The organism is Clostridium vincentii (assembly GCF_002995745.1).
GTDB lineage: Bacteria > Bacillota > Clostridia > Clostridiales > Clostridiaceae > Clostridium > Clostridium vincentii.
This window is the reverse complement of sequence record NZ_PVXQ01000049.1, coordinates 1-18,823: the sequence shown is the minus strand read 5'-3', so window position 1 is coordinate 18,823 and position 18,823 is coordinate 1. Positions and strand designations below refer to the sequence as shown.

The window sequence follows — 18,823 nt, the reverse complement described above, 5'->3', positions numbered from 1 at the left end:
CATCGCTCGACTTGCATGTGTTAAGCACGCCGCCAGCGTTCGTCCTGAGCCAGGATCAAACTCTCAATAAAAAGTTTAATCTACTCAAAAACTTACTCATAAAAAAGAATTGCTGGTTTTTAACTTAATTAATATCTGTTCAATTTTCAAAGACCAATTTGTTTGCCACCCTTAAGCGACTTCATTATCTTATCATTTATTTCTCTTACTGTCAATAAGTTTTTAATTCATTATTTAACAGACTTTAGAAATGTTTTGCTGCTACATTAGTGCAACGAATATTATATTAACATTTTTTGAACTAATCATTTCATCGCTATAGTCTTTCTTGATATGTTTAAGGTAAAATTCCTCATTTTTACTCTTATTTTCTCAACATATCTATTATGGATACGCTAGGATAAGTTAACACTCACATAAATCTATTTCAGCTCATATATCTTATAATTAACTACAGTACTAGCTTTTGTTCTTTACTCTCTATGATTTTTATCTTACTATTATATTATAGAAATTTAAATTCAATTGGAGGTATATCAGTGAGAAAAAGTATTCTATTTTCTTTATTGTTAATCAATACATTAATCATTGCAGGCTGCTCGAACAAAATCGAGCCTAAAATTATAGCAAGCGAACCAAAGACATATACTTTCGATGCTATAAATGATCCAGAAAAAATTTTCATTCCCTTTGTATTAGGGGATGTAACAACATATTCTTCTCCCTTTGTACTAAATGGAACTTCCTTAGTGTTTCCCAATCGAGATGATAATAACAACATATCTATAATTAATGAGCCTTATCCCGAAACCTTAATTAAAACTAAGGATGTTGTTGATTATTTCAATAATTCCACAGATACATTAGCTTTAATTAATAATGTAATTTATTTTGCCAATGGTAGTGATGGAAACCATCTATCTTCTACAAATTTGGAAGATAAAATATTAAATAATATTAACAATCATAATGTTCATGACATTATACCCTCTGGAGATAATTTATTTTATTTAAGTATCCTGCCCGATCATAAAAAACAAAATAAATTATATTCTTATAATACAGTTACCAATGATAATCAAATCATCATTACAGATACTGTAGGGAAATATTTAATAAATGGAGACTTTATCATCTACCAAAATATTAGTGATAATTCAAAGCTTTATTCTATAAAAACAGATGGATCTCAAAAAGAAAAGCTTACAGACTATTCAGTTGATAGCTTTGCCCCCTTTGAAAATCAGTTGTTAATACTCAATTCATCTGATAATAACAACCTTTACGTCTTAGATCCTTTAACTGATGAATCTAAGAGATTAGCTTTAATGAATGGTGAGAATTTAAAAGTATATAATAATAAACTATATTTCATAAATATTAATAATTCTAACTCTCTATATTCATTAACTGTGAATTTAGAAACCTCCGAAGTTACTTTTTCTTTAACATTAGCGGAAGGCATTAATAATTATTATCCAACTGATGCCGGAATCTTTTTAGAGAAGCGAATCAACGTAAATAATACATATTTAATTCCACTTACCACATAAGGAAAGGATAATCCCTCTACGCATAATGTAGGGGGATTATCCTTTTCATATCCTATTTCATTTCACAGACTAGCCTCTTAAATTCATTTCCTCTTTCAGCAAAATTTGCGAACATATCAAAGGATGCACATGCCGGAGATAATGTTACTATATCTCCCTTTTCGGAAAGATATCTAGCTTTATTCACAGCCTCTTCTAAAGTCTCTACTGAAGTTATATTAACCTTAACGCCTTTTTCATTTTCCAACTTATTAAACGCAGCTGTTATTTTTGCCTTAGTTGCTCCAATTAATATTAATTCTTTTATATATGGATACCCTTCATAGGCTAGTGGTTCAAATGGAATCTGTTTATCATAACCCCCAGCTATTATAATTACCTTTTTTTCAAAAGCTTTTAGTCCAGCAATCGTCCTAGTAGGACTTGAAGCAATTGAATCATTATAGTATTTAACTTCATCTATTTCTCTTACAAGTTCACATCTATGCTCTACCCCTGCAAAACTTTCAGCTACTTTCTTCATAGTCGCTATTGAAACATCATCCTTAGTAGCTATAAATGCAGCTAAATAATTTTCTACATTATGCATACCTTTTATAACTATATCTTCCTTTTTGCATACTTCTCGTCCTTCTAGATATAACGAACCGTCTTTAAAGTATGAACCCTTAAGTAATTCTCTTTTCGAACTAAATTCTCTTACTTCTCCCTTTGCTTCCTTTTCAAAAGAAAGAGTAATATCATTCTCTTTATTAACAACTAGAATATCTTTAGTTTGCTGATATAAAAACACGTTTTTCTTTGCCTGTATATATTCTTGCATATCCTTATGCATATCTAAATGGTTTGGTGCTAAGTTTGTACATATAGCAATATCTATTTGATTATTCATGGTCATCAACTGAAAACTGGATAATTCTAAAACAACCATATCATTAGCCCCTATTTTTTCAATTTGAGAAAACAGGGGTGTCCCTATGTTTCCACCCACCCAAGTCTTATAGCCTTCTTCTATTAATAATTTAGATATTATAGTAGTACTCGTTGTCTTTCCATCACTACCTGTGACTCCATATATTTTACCTTTGCAATATCTAACAAATTCTTCCATTTCAGAAGTTATATACGCGCCTTCTTCCTTGACCTTTAACAAAGCTTCACTATCAATTCTCATAGATGGAGTCTTAAATACAACTTCAAATCCAGTTAATTTATTTAGATATCTCTCTCCTAATACTAAATTCACACCCCTACTTCTAAAATCTACTGCTACTTTTCCTAAAGCTTCTTCATTTTTCATATCAAAAGCTGTAACCTTAGCTCCAAGATCGACCAAAAAATTTATCAAAGGAATATTCGATACTCCCATACCTACAACAGCTACATTCCTTCCATTTATAAACATCTTAAATTCATCGAAACTCTTTCTCATCTTTACGCCTCCGCTTATATTATTAAATGGTGAAAATCTAATATCAACATTATACCTTTTTTACATTTAGACTGTACCCCTCATTTATAAAAATCCTACATATATAAAGTAAAAGCGAAGTTATTGATTTTATTCAACTAACCTCGCTTCTAATATACTATTCAGCAACTATTCAGAATTCTAAACGTTTTGCAATATAAGTTTCTATCTCGTCAATCTTAATTCTTTCTTGCATCATAGTATCTCTATCTCTAATAGTTACCGCACCATCCTCTAGAGTATCAAAATCCACTGTAACACAATAAGGAGTACCTATTTCATCTTGTCTTCTATATCTCTTCCCAATACTTCCCGCTTCATCATATTCAATATTAAACTTCTTGTTTAAGTCTGAATATACATCTAAAGCTTTTTCTGAAAGCTTTTTAGAAAGAGGTAATATAGCTGCTTTATATGGCGCTAATACCGGATGCAAGCGCATAACTACTCTTGAATCTTTCTTACTTTCAGTAGATAAATCTTCTTCATCATAAGCATCCACTAATAAAGCTAATGCAACTCTGTCTGCGCCCAGGGATGGTTCTATGCAATATGGTACATATTTTTTATTTGTGTTTGGATCCAAGTAGCTTAAATCTTGTCCTGAATGTTCTTGATGTTTCTTTAAATCATAATCCGTTCTATCTGCAATACCCCATAATTCACCCCATCCAAATGGGAATAAATATTCTATATCTGATGTAGCCTTCGAATAGAATGATAATTCTTCCGCTTCATGATCTCTCATCCTTAGGTTTTCTTTATCAACACCCAAATTTAATAAGAATTGCCAGCAATAGTTTCTCCAATATTCAAACCATTCCAAATCTGTACCTTCTTTACAGAAAAATTCTAATTCCATTTGTTCAAACTCTCTTGTTCTAAAAGTAAAGTTTCCTGGAGTAATTTCATTTCTAAAGGATTTTCCTATCTGCGCTATTCCAAAAGGAATTTTCTTTCTTGATGTTCTTTGAACTTGTTTGAAATTTACAAATATACCTTGTGCTGTTTCTGGTCTTAAGTATATTTCATTCTTAGCCTCTTCTGTAACTCCAGCAAAGGTTTTAAACATTAAATTAAATTTTCTTATATCTGTATAGTTCTGCTTTCCACATTTAGGACAAACTATTTTATTTTTCTCTATGTATTCTTTCAATTGTTCATTTGACCACCCATCAGCTGAGGCAACTTCTACGCCACCTTCAGTCATATGATCTTCTACCATCTTATCCGCTCTAAATCTAGACTTACAATCTTTACAATCCATTAGAGGGTCTGAAAAGCCACCAACATGCCCTGAAGCAACCCAAACTTGGCTATTCATTAGTATTGCACAATCTACTCCTACATTATATGGGCTTTCTTGTACAAACTTCTTCCACCATACCTTTTTAACATTATTTTTAAATTCTACTCCTAAAGGGCCGTAATCCCATGAATTCGCAAGGCCTCCGTATATATCTGACCCTGGGAATATAAACCCCCTACTTTTACAAAGAGCCACTATTTTATCCATTGTCTTTTCAATTGTCATAATATAATCCCTCCAAATTTATTTATTAAAACTAAAAAAAGCCCCATCCATAAAGAGACGCAATATATTCCGCGGTTCCACCCTTTTTGGCATAAGCCCAACTTTCTTAATCTATGTGCTTGCGTATATAAACTATATCTTAATATTATCAAAACGATACTATATGTCAAGGTTAATAGCTATTTCAATAATACTTTAAAAAAAAAGTGATGTTATCCATCACTTATCTAATCAAATTGGCTCCGCGAAGAGGACTTGAACCTCCAACCTATCGGTTAACAGCCGAGTGCTCCACCATTGAGCTATCGCGGATTATTATTTAATATTAAGTTTTAATTGGCTCCGCGAAGAGGACTCGAACCTCCAACCTATCGGTTAACAGCCGAGTGCTCCACCATTGAGCTATCGCGGAACGTCACTACTTTTATTATTATAACAGTTATCTTCTTAAATGCAACACCTTTTTCAAATTTTGTGTGTTTTTTATTATATAACCCTAATATATTCATACAAAAATAAAGAAGCTAACATTATGCTAGCTTCTTTTACAAGTTCTAATTATTTGTTTGTGGTTTCATTGTTGGGAATAAAATAACATCTCTTATTGATGCTGCATCGGTTAAAAACATAACCAGCCTATCTATACCCATTCCAAGTCCACCGGTTGGAGGCATTCCTGTTTCTAATGCGCTCATGAACTCTTCATCTATTACATAAGCTTCATCATCTCCAAGCTCTCTAGACTTAGCTTGTTGCTCAAATCTTTCTCTTTGAACTATTGGATCATTCAATTCTGAATAAGCATTACATAATTCTCTACCAAATACAAAACCTTCAAATCTTTCAGTAAAAGCCTCATTTCCTCTCTTCTTCTTTGTAAGAGGAGAAATTTCCACTGGATAATCCATAACAAAAGTAGGCTGAATCATTTTTTCCTCTGCATATTCTTCATACAACATATTTAATACTTCACCCTTAGTAACTGTATCAAGCGGCTTAGGGAATTCTAAATGTTTCTCCTTAGCTATAGCTTGAGCTTCTTCATTTGAGTTAATAGTATTAAAATCTATACCAGCATACTCCTTAACAGCATCAACCATAGTTATTCTTCTCCATGGTGGCTTAAATTCTATTTCTGTTCCTTGGTACATTACCTTAGTAGTTCCATTTATTTTTTCGCAAACATAGGCAACCATATTTTCACAAATCTCCATCATATCATTATAATCAGAATAGGCTTCATATAATTCAATCATTGTAAATTCAGGATTATGTCTTACTGACATTCCCTCATTTCTAAAATTCTTACCCATATCATAAACTTTTTCAAATCCAGCTACTATAAGTCTCTTTAAATATAGTTCTGTTGCTATTCTTAAATACATATCCATATCTAATGTATTATGATGAGTAACAAAAGGCCTTGCTGCTGCACCTCCAGCAATTGCTCCTAAAATAGGAGTCTCGACTTCTAAGAAGCCCTTATTATCTAAAAATTCTCTTATCCCCCTCATTATTTGAGTTCTTTTTATGAAGGTATCTTTAACTTCTGGATTAGTTATTATATCAACTTCTCTTTGTCTATATCTTAAATCTGGATCCTTTAATCCATGCCACTTTTCTGGCAATGGCTTTAATGATTTACATACTAATTGGAATTTATTTACCTTAACTGAAATTTCTTCAGTTCTTGTTTTAAAAACTACACCTGTAGCTACAACAATATCTCCTAAATCATAAGATTTATAAGATTTTAAATTTTCTTCTCCAACTTCATCTATTTTAATGAATAATTGAATTTTACCATCTCTATCATTTATATCTGAAAAAACAACTTTGCCTTGTCCTCTCTTAGACATTATTCTTCCAGCTACTGTTACACTTTCGCCTTCTAATTGTTCAAAGTTAGACTTAACTTGTTCTGATGTATGAGTTCTTTCAACTTTATATACCTCAAATGGATCCTTACCCACTTCTTTTAATTGAGCTAATTTTTCTCTTCTTAAAGCCTCTTGTTCACTGAACTGAGACTCCAATTCTTGTAAATTCATTTCCTCAGTTGACATTAAATATCCCTCCGTTATTCTTTTCTTATTTCCAGAACCTTAAACTTATTTAATCCATCTGGTACAACAACTTCAACAATATCCCCAACTTTTTTACCAATAAGTTTACTTCCTACTGGACATTCATTTGATATTTTAAAATTCATAGGATCTGCTTCTGCCGAACCCACTATTGTATATTCAACTTCTTCATCAAATTCATAATCCTTAACTTTAACTATTGTACCTACAGCTACAGTCCCATTTGGAATGTCTGCTTCATCCACTACAGAAGCATTTTTTAGCATATTTTCTAATTGCAGAATTCTTCCTTCAGTAAATGCTTGATCATTTTTAGCTTCATCGTATTCAGAGTTTTCACTTAAATCTCCATATCCCAAAGCCACCTTAATTTTTTCTGTTATCTCTTTCCTCTTAACTGTTTTTAAAAAATCTAATTCTTCTTCTAACTTTTTAACTCCTTGGTATGTCATAATATATTTTTTTACTTCGCTCATATTATACGCCCCTTTAACAACATAATTTTATTTGTTATAATAAATTCCAAAATCATTTATCCCATTATAAAACAGACCTTATAATATGTCAATAAATGATAATTAAGAGGTAATTCCTTGAAAAGTCCTTTAATCATTATATACTTTATAGCCACTACTTCATACCCTAAATTACAATGTCCTTTGAATTAAATGATATTTCTTCTAAAATAATGTTGTTTTTTCTTATTAAGTCTTTAATTTCTATCTTCTTTACATCTTTAATAATTCCACCTAGCAGTTCTGGGGAAATCAATTTAATTTTACTGTCCCAAGGTATCTTAAAAGCTGTCTCATTTATAAAAAGCCCCTGTTTATTAGGACTATACAAATTATTTAAATACCACACTCTTTGGCAATTATATTCCTTTTGTTCAGAGGATATAATAAAGTCTACCTCTCCTATATCGTCTTCCCTATATAGTATTTCCAATGTAGCACCATAATTATATATAATAAATTCTCTAAGTTTTTCAGATTTTGTTATATCCTTAGTTAAGATCACAATATTTCTAGCTTCTTTAGCTAATTCTTCAATAATGAATTTATTTTCGTTTTTACAGCCATCATCTACTAAAATCTCGGCCTTTTTTAAAGATTTCCCGCTTTTTAATAACACTATTCTCATACTCTCTACTACGCTAAAAGCAAACATTCTCTTTTGAAAATCACTTAAGAACTGATAATCATATATTCTGATACCACAAGGACAAAGTATACTATTTTTTGTTGAGTATCTTTTTGAAGCCCTTATAATATTATATTTATAAGCTTCATCATTTATATTTGCTGGTATATCAATATATTTAATTTGTGCTCCAACCTCTTTAATTAATTCCTGTGATGTGCATTTAGTCTTAAATCCATCGATAATTCTTCCAACCCTTGAAAATTTACAGTAAGTATCTTTCCCTTTAAGTCTAATACTAATCAAGTTTCTCATCCATAACCCTCTAACATTTTAGTTAATACTATTCTTGTTATCAAGGATTAATTCCACATTAAACTACATATCTGACAATTCTTCTTTATATCTACTTAGTATATCTAGTACTTCCCCACTATCATCAATTGTATTTATTCTGTTTTTAACCTCTGTACATCTTGGTAGGCCTTTAATATACCACGAAGCATGCTTTCTCATTTCTCTAATAGCTTTAAAATCTCCATCATATTTAATTGCCAATTCATAATGCCTAATACACATATCTATTTTTTCCTTAGCAGTTATATTTAATAGTTCCTGGCCACTTAATTTTCTTTCAATTTGTTTGAAAATCCAGGGATTTCCCATGCTCCCTCTAGCTACCATTATTCCATCACAATTAGAGACTTCCTTAAGCCTCAATGCATCCTCTGGGGTAAATACATCCCCATTTCCTATAACAGGTATACTTACCGCATTTTTCACTTGTCTTATAATATCCCAATCTGCTTTTCCTTCATACATTTGTTTCCGGGTCCTTCCATGCACCGTAACGGCATCGGCGCCAGCATTTTCAACCCACTTAGCAAATTCTACTGCATTAATGTTATTTTCATCAAAGCCAGTTCTAAATTTAACAGTTACTGGCTTTATTGAAACTTTTTTAATTTCTCTTATAATTTCTGCTGCTAAACTAGGCTCCTTCATTAAAGCGGAACCCTCACCATTCTTTATTATCTTAGGTGCTGGGCATCCCATATTTATATCAATTATACAAATATCTTCTCTGACATTTAAATATTTCTCAACTACTTCTGCCATTATTTTAGGATCTCTACCAAATATTTGTACGGCTGCAGGTTTTTCTTCTTCCGCTATCCTTAGAAGACTTTGTGTTTTTTCATTTTCATAATATAATGCCTTTGCACTTACCATTTCTGTAAAAACTGCTCCACAACCCATTTCTTTACATAGCCCTCTAAAAGAGATGTCAGTAACTCCAGCCATAGGTGCTAAAAATATATTTTTTTCAAATACCAACTTTCCTATTTTCATTTAACCTACTCCTTATTCTTATGATACAATATTTTGAGTCCCTCTAAAGTTAGATCAGGATTAACCCTATCTATTACATCAGTCTGTTTACTAATAAGATTTGCCAGTCCTCCAGTTGCAATTACATATGGTTCTTCATTATTAATTTTCGGAATTTCTTTTTTCATTTTCTTTATAATATATTCTACTTGTCCTATGTATCCATATAATATTCCCGCTTGCATACTACTAACAGTATTTTTACATATAATTCTACTAGGCATCTCAAGTTCTACCCTTGGAAGCTTTGCGGCTCTTTCAAACAAAGCATCTGAAGATATTTTTATTCCAGGAACTATGCACCCACCTAAATAATCTCCAGTTCCAGTTATAGCGCAGAAAGTGGTTGCTGTACCGAAGTCTATTATTATTATCGGTCTTTTATATATTTCATATGCAGCAACAGCGTTTACAATTCTATCTGCGCCCACTTCCTTCGGATTATCATATTTAATATTGATTCTAGTCTTTATTCCAGGTCCTACAACTATAGGTTCAATGCCAAAACATTTTCTAATCATATTCTCTAGAGAATGCATTATGTTTGGAACCACAGAAGATATAATAATCCCTTCTACAGATTTTGGATTTAATCCATTTTGAATAAACAACTGCATAATCTGTATTCCATATTCATCAGATGTTTTCTTTGCATCTGTTGATATACGCCAACTTGCTATATAGCTATCATCTTTTTGCACGCCTAATACAATGTTAGTGTTTCCAACATCAACAAGTAAAATCATAAAAGCACCACCTTAATATAATTAAAAGCAGCCTAATGGCTGCCCTCATTTTAATACCAACTTATTTTTTACAATATAATTTATAAAGCCTATTATAACGGTATGTTCTAGAATAAGCCTACTATTTCTCCATCATCTAATATATCCATTCTATTAGCCGCTGGACTCTTTGGGAGTCCTGGCATTGTCATAACATTCCCTGCCAATACAACTATAAATCCGGCACCATTTGATACTTTTACTTCCTGAACTAAAATCTGAAAGCCTTCAGGTCTTCCAAGTAATGAAGGGTTATCTGATAATGAGTATTGTGTCTTAGCCATACAAATAGGTAATTTATCCAAACCGAACTTTTCAAGTTCTTGTATTTGTTTCTTTGCAGCAGGTGAGTATGTAACTCCATCAGCTCCATATATTTTTCTCGCTATTGCACTTACCTTATCCTCTATACTTTCTTCTGAATCATATAAAGGTTCATAGTTTGAGACTTCATTAGCTAAGACATCTTCAATAATATCAACTAATTCAAATGCACCTTCTCCTCCCCTTGCCCAAACATCAGAAAGAGCTACCTTTACTCCAAGATTTTTGCAGAATTTTTTAATAAATTTTATTTCGTCAATACTATCTGTTAAAAATCTGTTAATTGCCACAACTACAGGAACTTTATACTGTTTTATGTTTTCTATTTGCTTTTCTAAATTCACTATTCCTTTTTTAAGGGCTTCTACATCTTCAGTATTCAAGTCTTCTTTCTTCACTCCACCATGATGCTTTAATGCTCTTATTGTCGCAACTAACACTACACAATCAGGATTTAATTCTCCATATCTACACTTTATATCCAAGAATTTTTCTGCTCCAAGATCTGCTCCAAAACCCGCTTCAGTAATAACAATATCACTAAGTTTTAATGCTATTTTAGTGGCTAATATTGAGTTACATCCATGTGCTATATTTGCAAAAGGGCCACCATGGATAATTGCAGGAGTATTTTCTAAAGTCTGCACTAAATTAGGTTTAACTGCATCCTTCATTAATAGTGTCATGGCTCCCTGAACTTCTAATTGCTTCGCATATACAGGATTTCCATCTAAATCATAAGCAATTAAAATTTCTCCCATTCTTTCTTTTAAATCTTTAAGATTTCTTGCTAAACATAAAATAGCCATTACTTCTGACGCTACTGTTATAGTAAATCCATCTTCTCTAAGGAAGCCATTTACCTTGCCACCCATTCCAACTACAATATGTCTTAAAGCCCTATCATTCATATCCATAACTCTTTTAAATGATATTCTTCTAGAGTCAATCCTCAAAACATTTCCTTGATGAATATGATTATCTATAGACGCACAAAGTAAATTATTTGCAGAAGTAATAGCATGCATATCTCCTGTAAAATGAAGATTTATATCTTCCATTGGTACAACCTGTGCATATCCACCACCAGCTGCCCCTCCTTTAATTCCAAATACAGGACCAAGTGATGGTTCTCTTAAAGCAATTATTGCATTTCTACCTTTTTTACAAAACCCTTGACCTAAACCCACTGTTACAGTTGATTTACCTTCTCCCGCCGGGGTAGGATTTATTGCAGTAACTAAAATTAATTTCCCATCTTTTTTATCCTTATTTTTATCTAAAACATCTAAAGATATCTTACACTTGTATTTTCCATATAATTCAATATCATCTTCTGATAAATTAATCTTTTCAGCTATTTTTATTATAGGCTCCATCTTAGCTTCTTGAGCTATTTGTATATCACTTTTCATTTATGTAAACACTCCTTTTATTGGTTAACCTTCTTTCTTTGCATAAAAATTATACCACTTATATTCTATGTTTAAAAGAAAATCAAAATATTTTTGTAACTTTACAGTCTAAAGTTGGTATAAATGCAAAAAAAGACCTCGTAAAAGGTCTTTTTTTATTAAGCATTTTCGAATATTTTTATAAATTCTTTTCCTTCAAGCTTTTCTTTCTCAAGTAAAGCGGCTGACACTGCATGTAATTTTTGAATATTCTCATTCAATAATTTTTCTGCACTATGATAAGCCTCATCTATAAATCTTTTTATTTCATTATCTATTTTACCTGCGACTTCCTCACTATAACTTTTCCCTCTTCCTATATCTCTTCCTAGGAATACTTCATTTTGATCAGTTCCATAGGTAATTGTTCCAATATTACTACTCATACCATATTCCATCACCATACTTCTTGCAATAGCAGTTGCTCTATCTATATCATTTTTCGCCCCAGTACTTATATCTCCAAGGACTAATTGCTCAGCAACTCTACCACCTAATAATCCAACTATTTCATCCTTAAGTCTAGATTTAGAAGTATAAGCTCTATCTTCATTAGGAAGATGCATAGTATATCCGCCAGCTCTCCCTCTTGGAATGATTGAAATCTCATGCACAGGATCTGCATTAGGTAATAATTCCATAACAACAGCATGACCTGCCTCATGATATGCAGTAAGTTTTCTATCATGTTCAGTAACTACCCTGCTTTTCTTCTCCGGTCCAGCTATCACTCTTGTTATAGCCTCTTCCATCTCTAGCATTGTAATTTTTTTCTTCCCTCTTCTAACCGATAATAATGCAGCTTCATTTGCAAGATTTTCTAGATCTGCTCCACTAAATCCAGGAGTTCTCTTAGCTAACACTTTCAAACTAACACTTTCATCTAAAGGCTTCTTTTTAGTATGAACCTTTAATACTTCTTCTCTGCCCCTTACATCTGGAGCTCCAACTAAGATTTGTCTATCAAATCTACCTGGTCTTAACAGAGCAGGATCTAATATGTCTGGTCTATTTGTCGCAGCAATCATAATTATCCCTTCATTTACTCCAAAACCATCCATTTCTACTAATAGTTGATTTAAAGTTTGTTCTCTTTCGTCATGACCTCCGCCTAGACCAGCACCTCTTTGCCTACCTACAGCATCTATTTCATCTATAAATATAATACAAGGGGCGTTCTTTTTTGCTTCTTGGAATAAATCTCTTACTCTTGAAGCACCCACTCCTACAAACATTTCTACAAAGTCCGAACCTGAAATACTAAAAAATGGCACTCCAGCTTCACCTGAAATAGCCTTAGCAAGTAAAGTCTTCCCTGTTCCTGGAGGTCCAATCAACAAAATTCCTTTTGGTATTCTTGCTCCCATTTCAATATATCTTGCAGGTGCCTTTAAGAAATCAACTATTTCTTCTAATTCGGCCTTCTCCTCATCAGCTCCTGCCACGTCACCAAAGGTTGTTTTCTGAGAATCTGGAGCTGCTATTTTAGCTCTACTCTTCCCAAAATTCATAACTCCTCTTCCACTTCCGCCACCTTGTGACTGTTGTGTAAATACAAATAGAAATACTAAAAATAATACAACCAATACAACTATTGGAATAATACTTAACCATGCGCCACTATTAGATGGTGCATCAAATTCTACTCTGACATCATTTTTTGGATTTTCAGCAATTAGAGCTACTATCATCTCGCTAGGTGAATTTGTAATAAACACCTTATTATCGCGAGTTTTACCTTGTATGAGCATTTTATCTTCATTTATAGAAATGCTTTCAATTTCATCTGAATTCCACTTTTGTTCAAATGAACTATATGGTATATTTTCAGGACCATCCTTTGTTTGCCACACTGTTGCAGCAGCAACTACTAATACTACTAACATTATAATCCATATAGCCGAACTTGAATTTTTTTTCATTCAAGATCCCCCTCTCTTTTAGTTATTATAAATTTTACCACAAGGCTTTTTTTAATACAATAAACTGCCTTTTATTTTTCATAGACCTCAGGCTTCAACGTGCCAACAAAAGGTAAATTCCTATACCTTTGTGCATAGTCTATTCCATATCCAACTATAAATTCATCTGGCACTTCAAATCCTATATATTTTACTGGAACATCTACCCTTCTTCTGCCATCCTTATTTAACAAAGTAGCTATCTCTACAGAATTAGCTTTTCTTGTTTTAAAATAATTTAATAGATATCCTAGTGTAATTCCACTATCAACAATATCCTCCACTATTAGAACATCTTTTCCTTCAACGCTATCATCTAAATCTTTTAATATTCTAACTACACCTGAACTTTCTGTTGATTTTCCATAGCTTGAAACTGCCATAAAATCAATTTCGCAAGGGATTTTAACCGTTCTAAGCAAATCAGCAAGAAATACAACTGAGCCCTTTAAAACACCAACTATTATTAAATTTTTATCCCTATAATCACTGCTTATTTTTTCTCCAATTTCTCTTACCTTATTATTAATCTCTTCTTCACTAAATAGTATATCTTTAATGTCTTGTATCATATTCGTTTATCTTCTCCTAACAACTATTTTAAGTATATTTTTCGTTTCATCTGTAATTTTATATTTATCTGATAACTTGATTGGAACTATCCATGCAATATCCTCTCCAAATTGTATTATAGGAATGAACTCCCTATCCTCTTGAGGTATTTTCATATTAATAAATATATCTTTGATTTTTTTACTTCCTGTCATACCTAAAGGAATTATTTTATCCCCTTCTTTTCTTTGTCTAATGATAATATTACCATTAATGCTATCATAATTGAAATACTTTATTTCTTTATTTTTTATAAAATCAATATTTTCTTCAAAAGCAATAACTTCGAATGTAAAAATATAATTTTGAAAACAAACTTCTTTATGTAATATATCCTCCTTAGCTAAAACTAATTCCTTATATTTCTTTTTATTATTTTTCACCTTAATCCTTATAAATATATTCCCATATATATTTTGTGCATATATACCATTAGGTAAATCAATTTTTTTATTAGTCTCCATATTTTTTAAGGAAATAACTTCTTTTATATGCTTCATTTCAACATCATACTTATTTCCTCCCACTTCTTTTATAGCTCTTCTAATAATTCTATTAATAATAGCATTGTCACACTCAAAAGCACTTTTATATATTATAACTTCGTCTTTGTGTTTTACACAATTTTCTATAAAATACTTATCTACCTGCCCCATAATATACTTATTGTCTTCCTGCAATAACAAGACCATCCTATTAATAGTAGTTATAATATCATCATTAAAATTTTTCTTCATATAAGGTAGTATATCTAATCTAACTTTGTTCCTTCTATAGAGTCTTTCATTATTAGTTTCATCTATACAAGGTTCTAATCCACATCTTTTGCAGTACCCTTCAATATCCTTCCGTTCCATAAATAAAATTGGTCTAATATACTTTTCATCTCTTTTAACCGGGATTCCTGTTAACCCTTCTAACCCAGTCCCTCTCATAATTCTCATTAATACAGTCTCTGCCTGATCATTTGAATTATGGGCTGTTGCTATTTTAGAAAAATTCAATCTTTCCATTACATTATCAAAAAATGCATATCTTACTTCTCTTCCTGCAGTTTCAGAAGATAGTCCTTTATCTTTTGAATATTTATTTATGTCTACCCTTTTGCAAAAAAACTCAACCTTGAATTTTTTGCATAAATTCCTTGCATATTCCTCATCCTTATCAGCGTCTTCAGCCCTTAGCATATGATTTACATGTGCAGCTGCTATTTTTAAATTCATATCCTGCCTTAAAGAGCATAATAAATTTAATAAGCAAACTGAATCAGGCCCCCCTGAAAGTCCCACTACAACCCCCTCGCCATCACTCACCAAATTATTTTCCACTATATATTCAAAAAATTTCTCTCTAATATTACTATTCATCTATTTGTTCCTCAATTCTATTATACTAATATTTATATTTTAACCTTATACTATTAAAAATAAAATAGCTAACTAAAACTTTAGTCAGCTATCTACTTGTGACTAATATACTGAGTATATCTTAGAAACAACCACAGTCATATCATCCTTAACCCTTCCTCCACTTAATTCTTTTGCTCTATCAAGGATATCTCCTGCCAATTGTTTAGGATCCTTAGATGCATTGACTAAATACTCTTCTAACCAATTGTACCTTCCCAAACTTTCCTTATTTATATCTAAAACTCCATCACTTAAATTAATTATTAAATCACCATTCTTTACCATAGATTTAACTTCTTCAATTTCAACACTATCAACTAACCCAAAAGGTGGCATATTAGATATAATAGGCTTTATTTTTTTCCCTCTTTTTATAAAACTAGCCACTGCACCAATTTTCACGAAGGTTGCTTCACCGGAATATAAATCTACTATATTCAAATCTAATGTTGAAAACTTTTCATCTTCCTCAAATTTCATAGACATAATTGAATTAATAGTGTTTATTGCAGTATTTTTACTAAACCCAGCCTGAATAAACCGTTCTACCAATTCCACCGTCGCTTTGCTTTCTTTTCCAGCTTCCGGCCCTGATCCCATGCCATCACTAATAAGAGTCATATAACTTCCATCTTTAGTTTTACCAAAACTATAGGTATCGCCAGTATAATCCTCTCCATCTTTAGCTGCTATAGCCCCATATGAAACCAACTGTAGCTTAGGTGTTTCTTGAAATATTACAATACATTCATTATTCTGCGGATTTATTTTACACCCATCCCCACCTACAGACATATGTTCCTGCATTAGATTATTAATTATAGGAAGTATATTTTTTATGCAATAATTACTTCCTCCGCAACTCTCTAATGTTACTTTTATTTTCACTCTTCCGTTTGTGTCCCTATAGCAAAAAATACTTTTATATGCGATATTTCTCTTATTAAATCCTCGCCTTACCATCCTTTCTAAATCTTGGCATAATTCAATTTTTCGATTAAAATCATTTAGCATTTCTCCAATTGACATAGAGATACTCTCTACATTACTCGCTATTAATCTTCTTCCTTCACCTAATCTCCCTCTTACGGACTCCTTATCATTTAAATTATCAACTATTCTTTGAGTCCCTTTAATTAAGTCAAATTTATGCAAGCATATTTTTTCTAACCCATTTGGGAAAATTATAGTGTTATTTTCATAACTTCCTATTAATTTTTCAAAGGCTTTGTATGTTGTATTAAATTCATGTCCCCAACATTTATCTTTATCTTTACACTTTATGCAAACCCTATCTGCTAGAGTTTCTATTAATGCTGTGCTTTTGTTCTTATACATAAGTCTTTCATTGTCACCTATGTTTTGTAATGTCTTTGAAACTGAGAGCAATACTTCTTCCAAATCTTTTGCTCTATCAGTAAATTGTATTTTAAGTTCATTCAACTCTAATTCATTAACCTTTTCTCTCTTTTTATCTGGACCTATTTCTAACTTTATAAATTCCGAAAAAGACTTTGGCAATATAAAGAATAGACCTCCAGCTAAAAACACCTCCATTAGAGATTCGATATCTAAATTTCTAGAATACAAAGATATAGCAAAAAATATAATCAGATACGCTAAAAAGGAAAATATCTTTCCAGTATCCTTGAATATTCCTGATATTAATCCTGCTACTCCATAAAAAGCAATAGTATCTAAAACTCCACCGCCATAGCTCATACCAACTGAGATACCCATAGCTACTCCCATAGCTGCCCCATATGTTCCCCCTCCAATATAAGCGACAAAGAGTATTATACTATATGCAAAAATTTCTTTAACAGATATACCTATTATATTTATATCTCCTATCCCAGCTACTATTAAACATACTAATAACCCCATACTAATTATTTCTTCTGGTGTAAAAAAATAATTAGTTTTTAATTCTTGTATACATTTAGTTCCATAACCTATTACATAATTTACTGGTATAACAATCAAAGTACTTATTATCGCTATTACTATATTAACACCTAAATCATACCCACTTACTATATATCCATAAAAGAAATAGCTAACTGCTATAATTATATACATGTACGGTTGTTTTAAAGTCTTATTGGTTTTATCTATTATAAATCCATATGCTACTAATAATGTTATTACTATTATATTAGCATATCCATCGCTAATAGAATTAGCTATACTAAAATATCCCAATAATATCCCAAATGCAACTATGATACTTGTTTTAGTTTCTCGCTTCTCCATTACTGCTAATAAATAGGCTAATCCAAACGGTGCTATTCCTGTTGCATCACCTGTATTCAGGTGTAATATAACTCTACTAATAAGCAATCCGCCTAATAACATCCCTATTAGCACTATTGGGGTCTCTCCTAAATTTACTCTCTGTTTTTGTTTTGTTTCTCTTTTATAAGTTTCAATATCTATTCCATATTGCATATGTAGTCCTCCGTATCCATATATTGTAAATTTATTATAGCACCATATTTGTAAAATTTATGTAAAATAATGGAATTAATATTTTTTTTCGTTGGACATTAAATTGCAATATTACCTATTATATGTTGATTTTTTATCTTTGCTATTTTAATTTTTCTATAGTTCACGCCTCTTGTAGTCAACCTTTATCGTATCTTTATATTCAATAAATATATCTTCAATTTTTGTCGTTAACAATAATAGTTTATCTATTATTGTTATAATGTTTTATGCATATTTAAATTGATTGGCTTTTTCTACAAAAAAAATAAAGGAAGTATAAACTTATAGTTTATACTTCCTTTATTTTTCAAGTAGTAATTATCTACTCTATTTCTAATAAAACATAATGTAGAATGATTGCATAAAAGCAATCTTATCTTTTTTTGGTTGCGGGGGCAGGACTTGAACCTACGACCTTCGGGTTATGAGCCCGACGAGCTACCAACTGCTCCACCCCGCGTTATTATTGTTTCAATTGAAATTTTGGTGCCGAAGACCGGAATTGAACCGGTACGGTATTTAACTACCGCAGGATTTTAAGTCCTGTGCGTCTGCCAGTTCCGCCACTTCGGCACTTATTGGTAGCGGAAATAGGACTTGAACCT

Annotated in this window: 13 protein-coding genes, 4 tRNA genes and 1 rRNA gene; 1 reads left to right on the top strand and 17 read right to left on the bottom strand. The window is 31.7% G+C overall.

Going from position 1 to position 18,823, the window contains the following annotated elements; translation table 11 throughout:
- Nucleotides 1-71 (bottom strand): 16S ribosomal RNA (locus CLVI_RS15475); the annotation flags it as partial.
- Between the two features lie 468 nt (nucleotides 72-539).
- On the opposite strand from CLVI_RS15475, the gene CLVI_RS15470 reads away from it, so the two are divergent.
- On the top strand, nucleotides 540-1,553 hold the full coding sequence (locus CLVI_RS15470) for a DUF5050 domain-containing protein (protein WP_170065699.1): 1,014 nt from the start codon (nucleotides 540-542) through the stop codon (nucleotides 1,551-1,553).
- Between the two features lie 52 nt (nucleotides 1,554-1,605).
- On the opposite strand, the gene murD is transcribed toward CLVI_RS15470, so the two are convergent.
- The 16 genes from murD to CLVI_RS15390 all read right to left on the bottom strand — a co-directional run bounded on the left by murD (nucleotide 1,606) and on the right by CLVI_RS15390 (nucleotide 18,791).
- Nucleotides 1,606-2,985, bottom strand: coding sequence for a UDP-N-acetylmuramoyl-L-alanine--D-glutamate ligase (murD, locus tag CLVI_RS15465; RefSeq protein ID WP_106061012.1), 1,380 nt, complete (start codon nucleotides 2,983-2,985; stop codon nucleotides 1,606-1,608).
- A gap of 172 nt (nucleotides 2,986-3,157) precedes the next feature.
- Complete coding sequence (locus CLVI_RS15460) at nucleotides 3,158-4,558, bottom strand: glycine--tRNA ligase (RefSeq protein WP_106061011.1); 1,401 nt, start codon at nucleotides 4,556-4,558, stop codon at nucleotides 3,158-3,160.
- Between the two features lie 237 nt (nucleotides 4,559-4,795).
- A tRNA-Asn gene (locus tag CLVI_RS15455) sits at nucleotides 4,796-4,870 on the bottom strand.
- 25 nt (nucleotides 4,871-4,895) lie between these two features.
- Nucleotides 4,896-4,970 (bottom strand) — tRNA-Asn (locus CLVI_RS15450).
- Nucleotides 4,971-5,112: 142 nt separating this feature from the next.
- The gene (lysS, locus tag CLVI_RS15445; RefSeq protein WP_106061010.1) at nucleotides 5,113-6,624 is read right to left on the bottom strand and encodes a lysine--tRNA ligase; all 1,512 of its coding nucleotides are present in this window, start codon (nucleotides 6,622-6,624) and stop codon (nucleotides 5,113-5,115) included.
- A gap of 14 nt (nucleotides 6,625-6,638) precedes the next feature.
- Entirely contained in the window at nucleotides 6,639-7,121 is a 483-nt protein-coding gene (greA, locus tag CLVI_RS15440; RefSeq protein WP_106061009.1) for a transcription elongation factor GreA, read from the bottom strand.
- A gap of 166 nt (nucleotides 7,122-7,287) precedes the next feature.
- Nucleotides 7,288-8,103, bottom strand: a complete 816-nt coding sequence (locus CLVI_RS15435) for a hypothetical protein (protein ID WP_106061008.1) — start codon at nucleotides 8,101-8,103, stop codon at nucleotides 7,288-7,290.
- Between the two features lie 63 nt (nucleotides 8,104-8,166).
- The gene (gene dusB / locus CLVI_RS15430; protein ID WP_106061007.1) at nucleotides 8,167-9,141 is read right to left on the bottom strand and encodes a tRNA dihydrouridine synthase DusB; all 975 of its coding nucleotides are present in this window, start codon (nucleotides 9,139-9,141) and stop codon (nucleotides 8,167-8,169) included.
- A gap of 5 nt (nucleotides 9,142-9,146) precedes the next feature.
- On the bottom strand, nucleotides 9,147-9,926 hold the full coding sequence (locus tag CLVI_RS15425) for a type III pantothenate kinase (protein WP_106061006.1): 780 nt from the start codon (nucleotides 9,924-9,926) through the stop codon (nucleotides 9,147-9,149).
- Nucleotides 9,927-10,033: 107 nt separating this feature from the next.
- The gene (locus CLVI_RS15420) at nucleotides 10,034-11,704 is read right to left on the bottom strand and encodes a formate--tetrahydrofolate ligase (RefSeq protein ID WP_106061005.1); all 1,671 of its coding nucleotides are present in this window, start codon (nucleotides 11,702-11,704) and stop codon (nucleotides 10,034-10,036) included.
- A gap of 158 nt (nucleotides 11,705-11,862) precedes the next feature.
- Nucleotides 11,863-13,665 carry an ATP-dependent zinc metalloprotease FtsH gene (ftsH, locus tag CLVI_RS15415; protein WP_106061004.1) on the bottom strand — a complete coding sequence of 601 codons (1,803 nt, stop codon included), beginning with the start codon at nucleotides 13,663-13,665 and terminating at the stop codon, nucleotides 11,863-11,865.
- A 71-nt stretch (nucleotides 13,666-13,736) separates the two neighbouring features.
- Nucleotides 13,737-14,276 (bottom strand): hypoxanthine phosphoribosyltransferase, encoded by a 540-nt coding sequence (gene hpt, locus CLVI_RS15410; RefSeq protein ID WP_106061003.1) that lies wholly within the window; start codon nucleotides 14,274-14,276, stop codon nucleotides 13,737-13,739.
- A 6-nt stretch (nucleotides 14,277-14,282) separates the two neighbouring features.
- Nucleotides 14,283-15,671, bottom strand: a complete 1,389-nt coding sequence (gene tilS, locus CLVI_RS15405; RefSeq protein ID WP_423237139.1) for a tRNA lysidine(34) synthetase TilS — start codon at nucleotides 15,669-15,671, stop codon at nucleotides 14,283-14,285.
- A 114-nt stretch (nucleotides 15,672-15,785) separates the two neighbouring features.
- Nucleotides 15,786-18,176 carry a stage II sporulation protein E gene (gene spoIIE, locus CLVI_RS15400; RefSeq protein ID WP_106061001.1) on the bottom strand — a complete coding sequence of 797 codons (2,391 nt, stop codon included), beginning with the start codon at nucleotides 18,174-18,176 and terminating at the stop codon, nucleotides 15,786-15,788.
- A gap of 426 nt (nucleotides 18,177-18,602) precedes the next feature.
- Nucleotides 18,603-18,678, bottom strand: a tRNA-Met gene (locus CLVI_RS15395).
- A gap of 24 nt (nucleotides 18,679-18,702) precedes the next feature.
- Nucleotides 18,703-18,791: transfer RNA gene (locus CLVI_RS15390), tRNA-Leu, on the bottom strand.
- Nucleotides 18,792-18,823 lie beyond the last annotated feature (32 nt).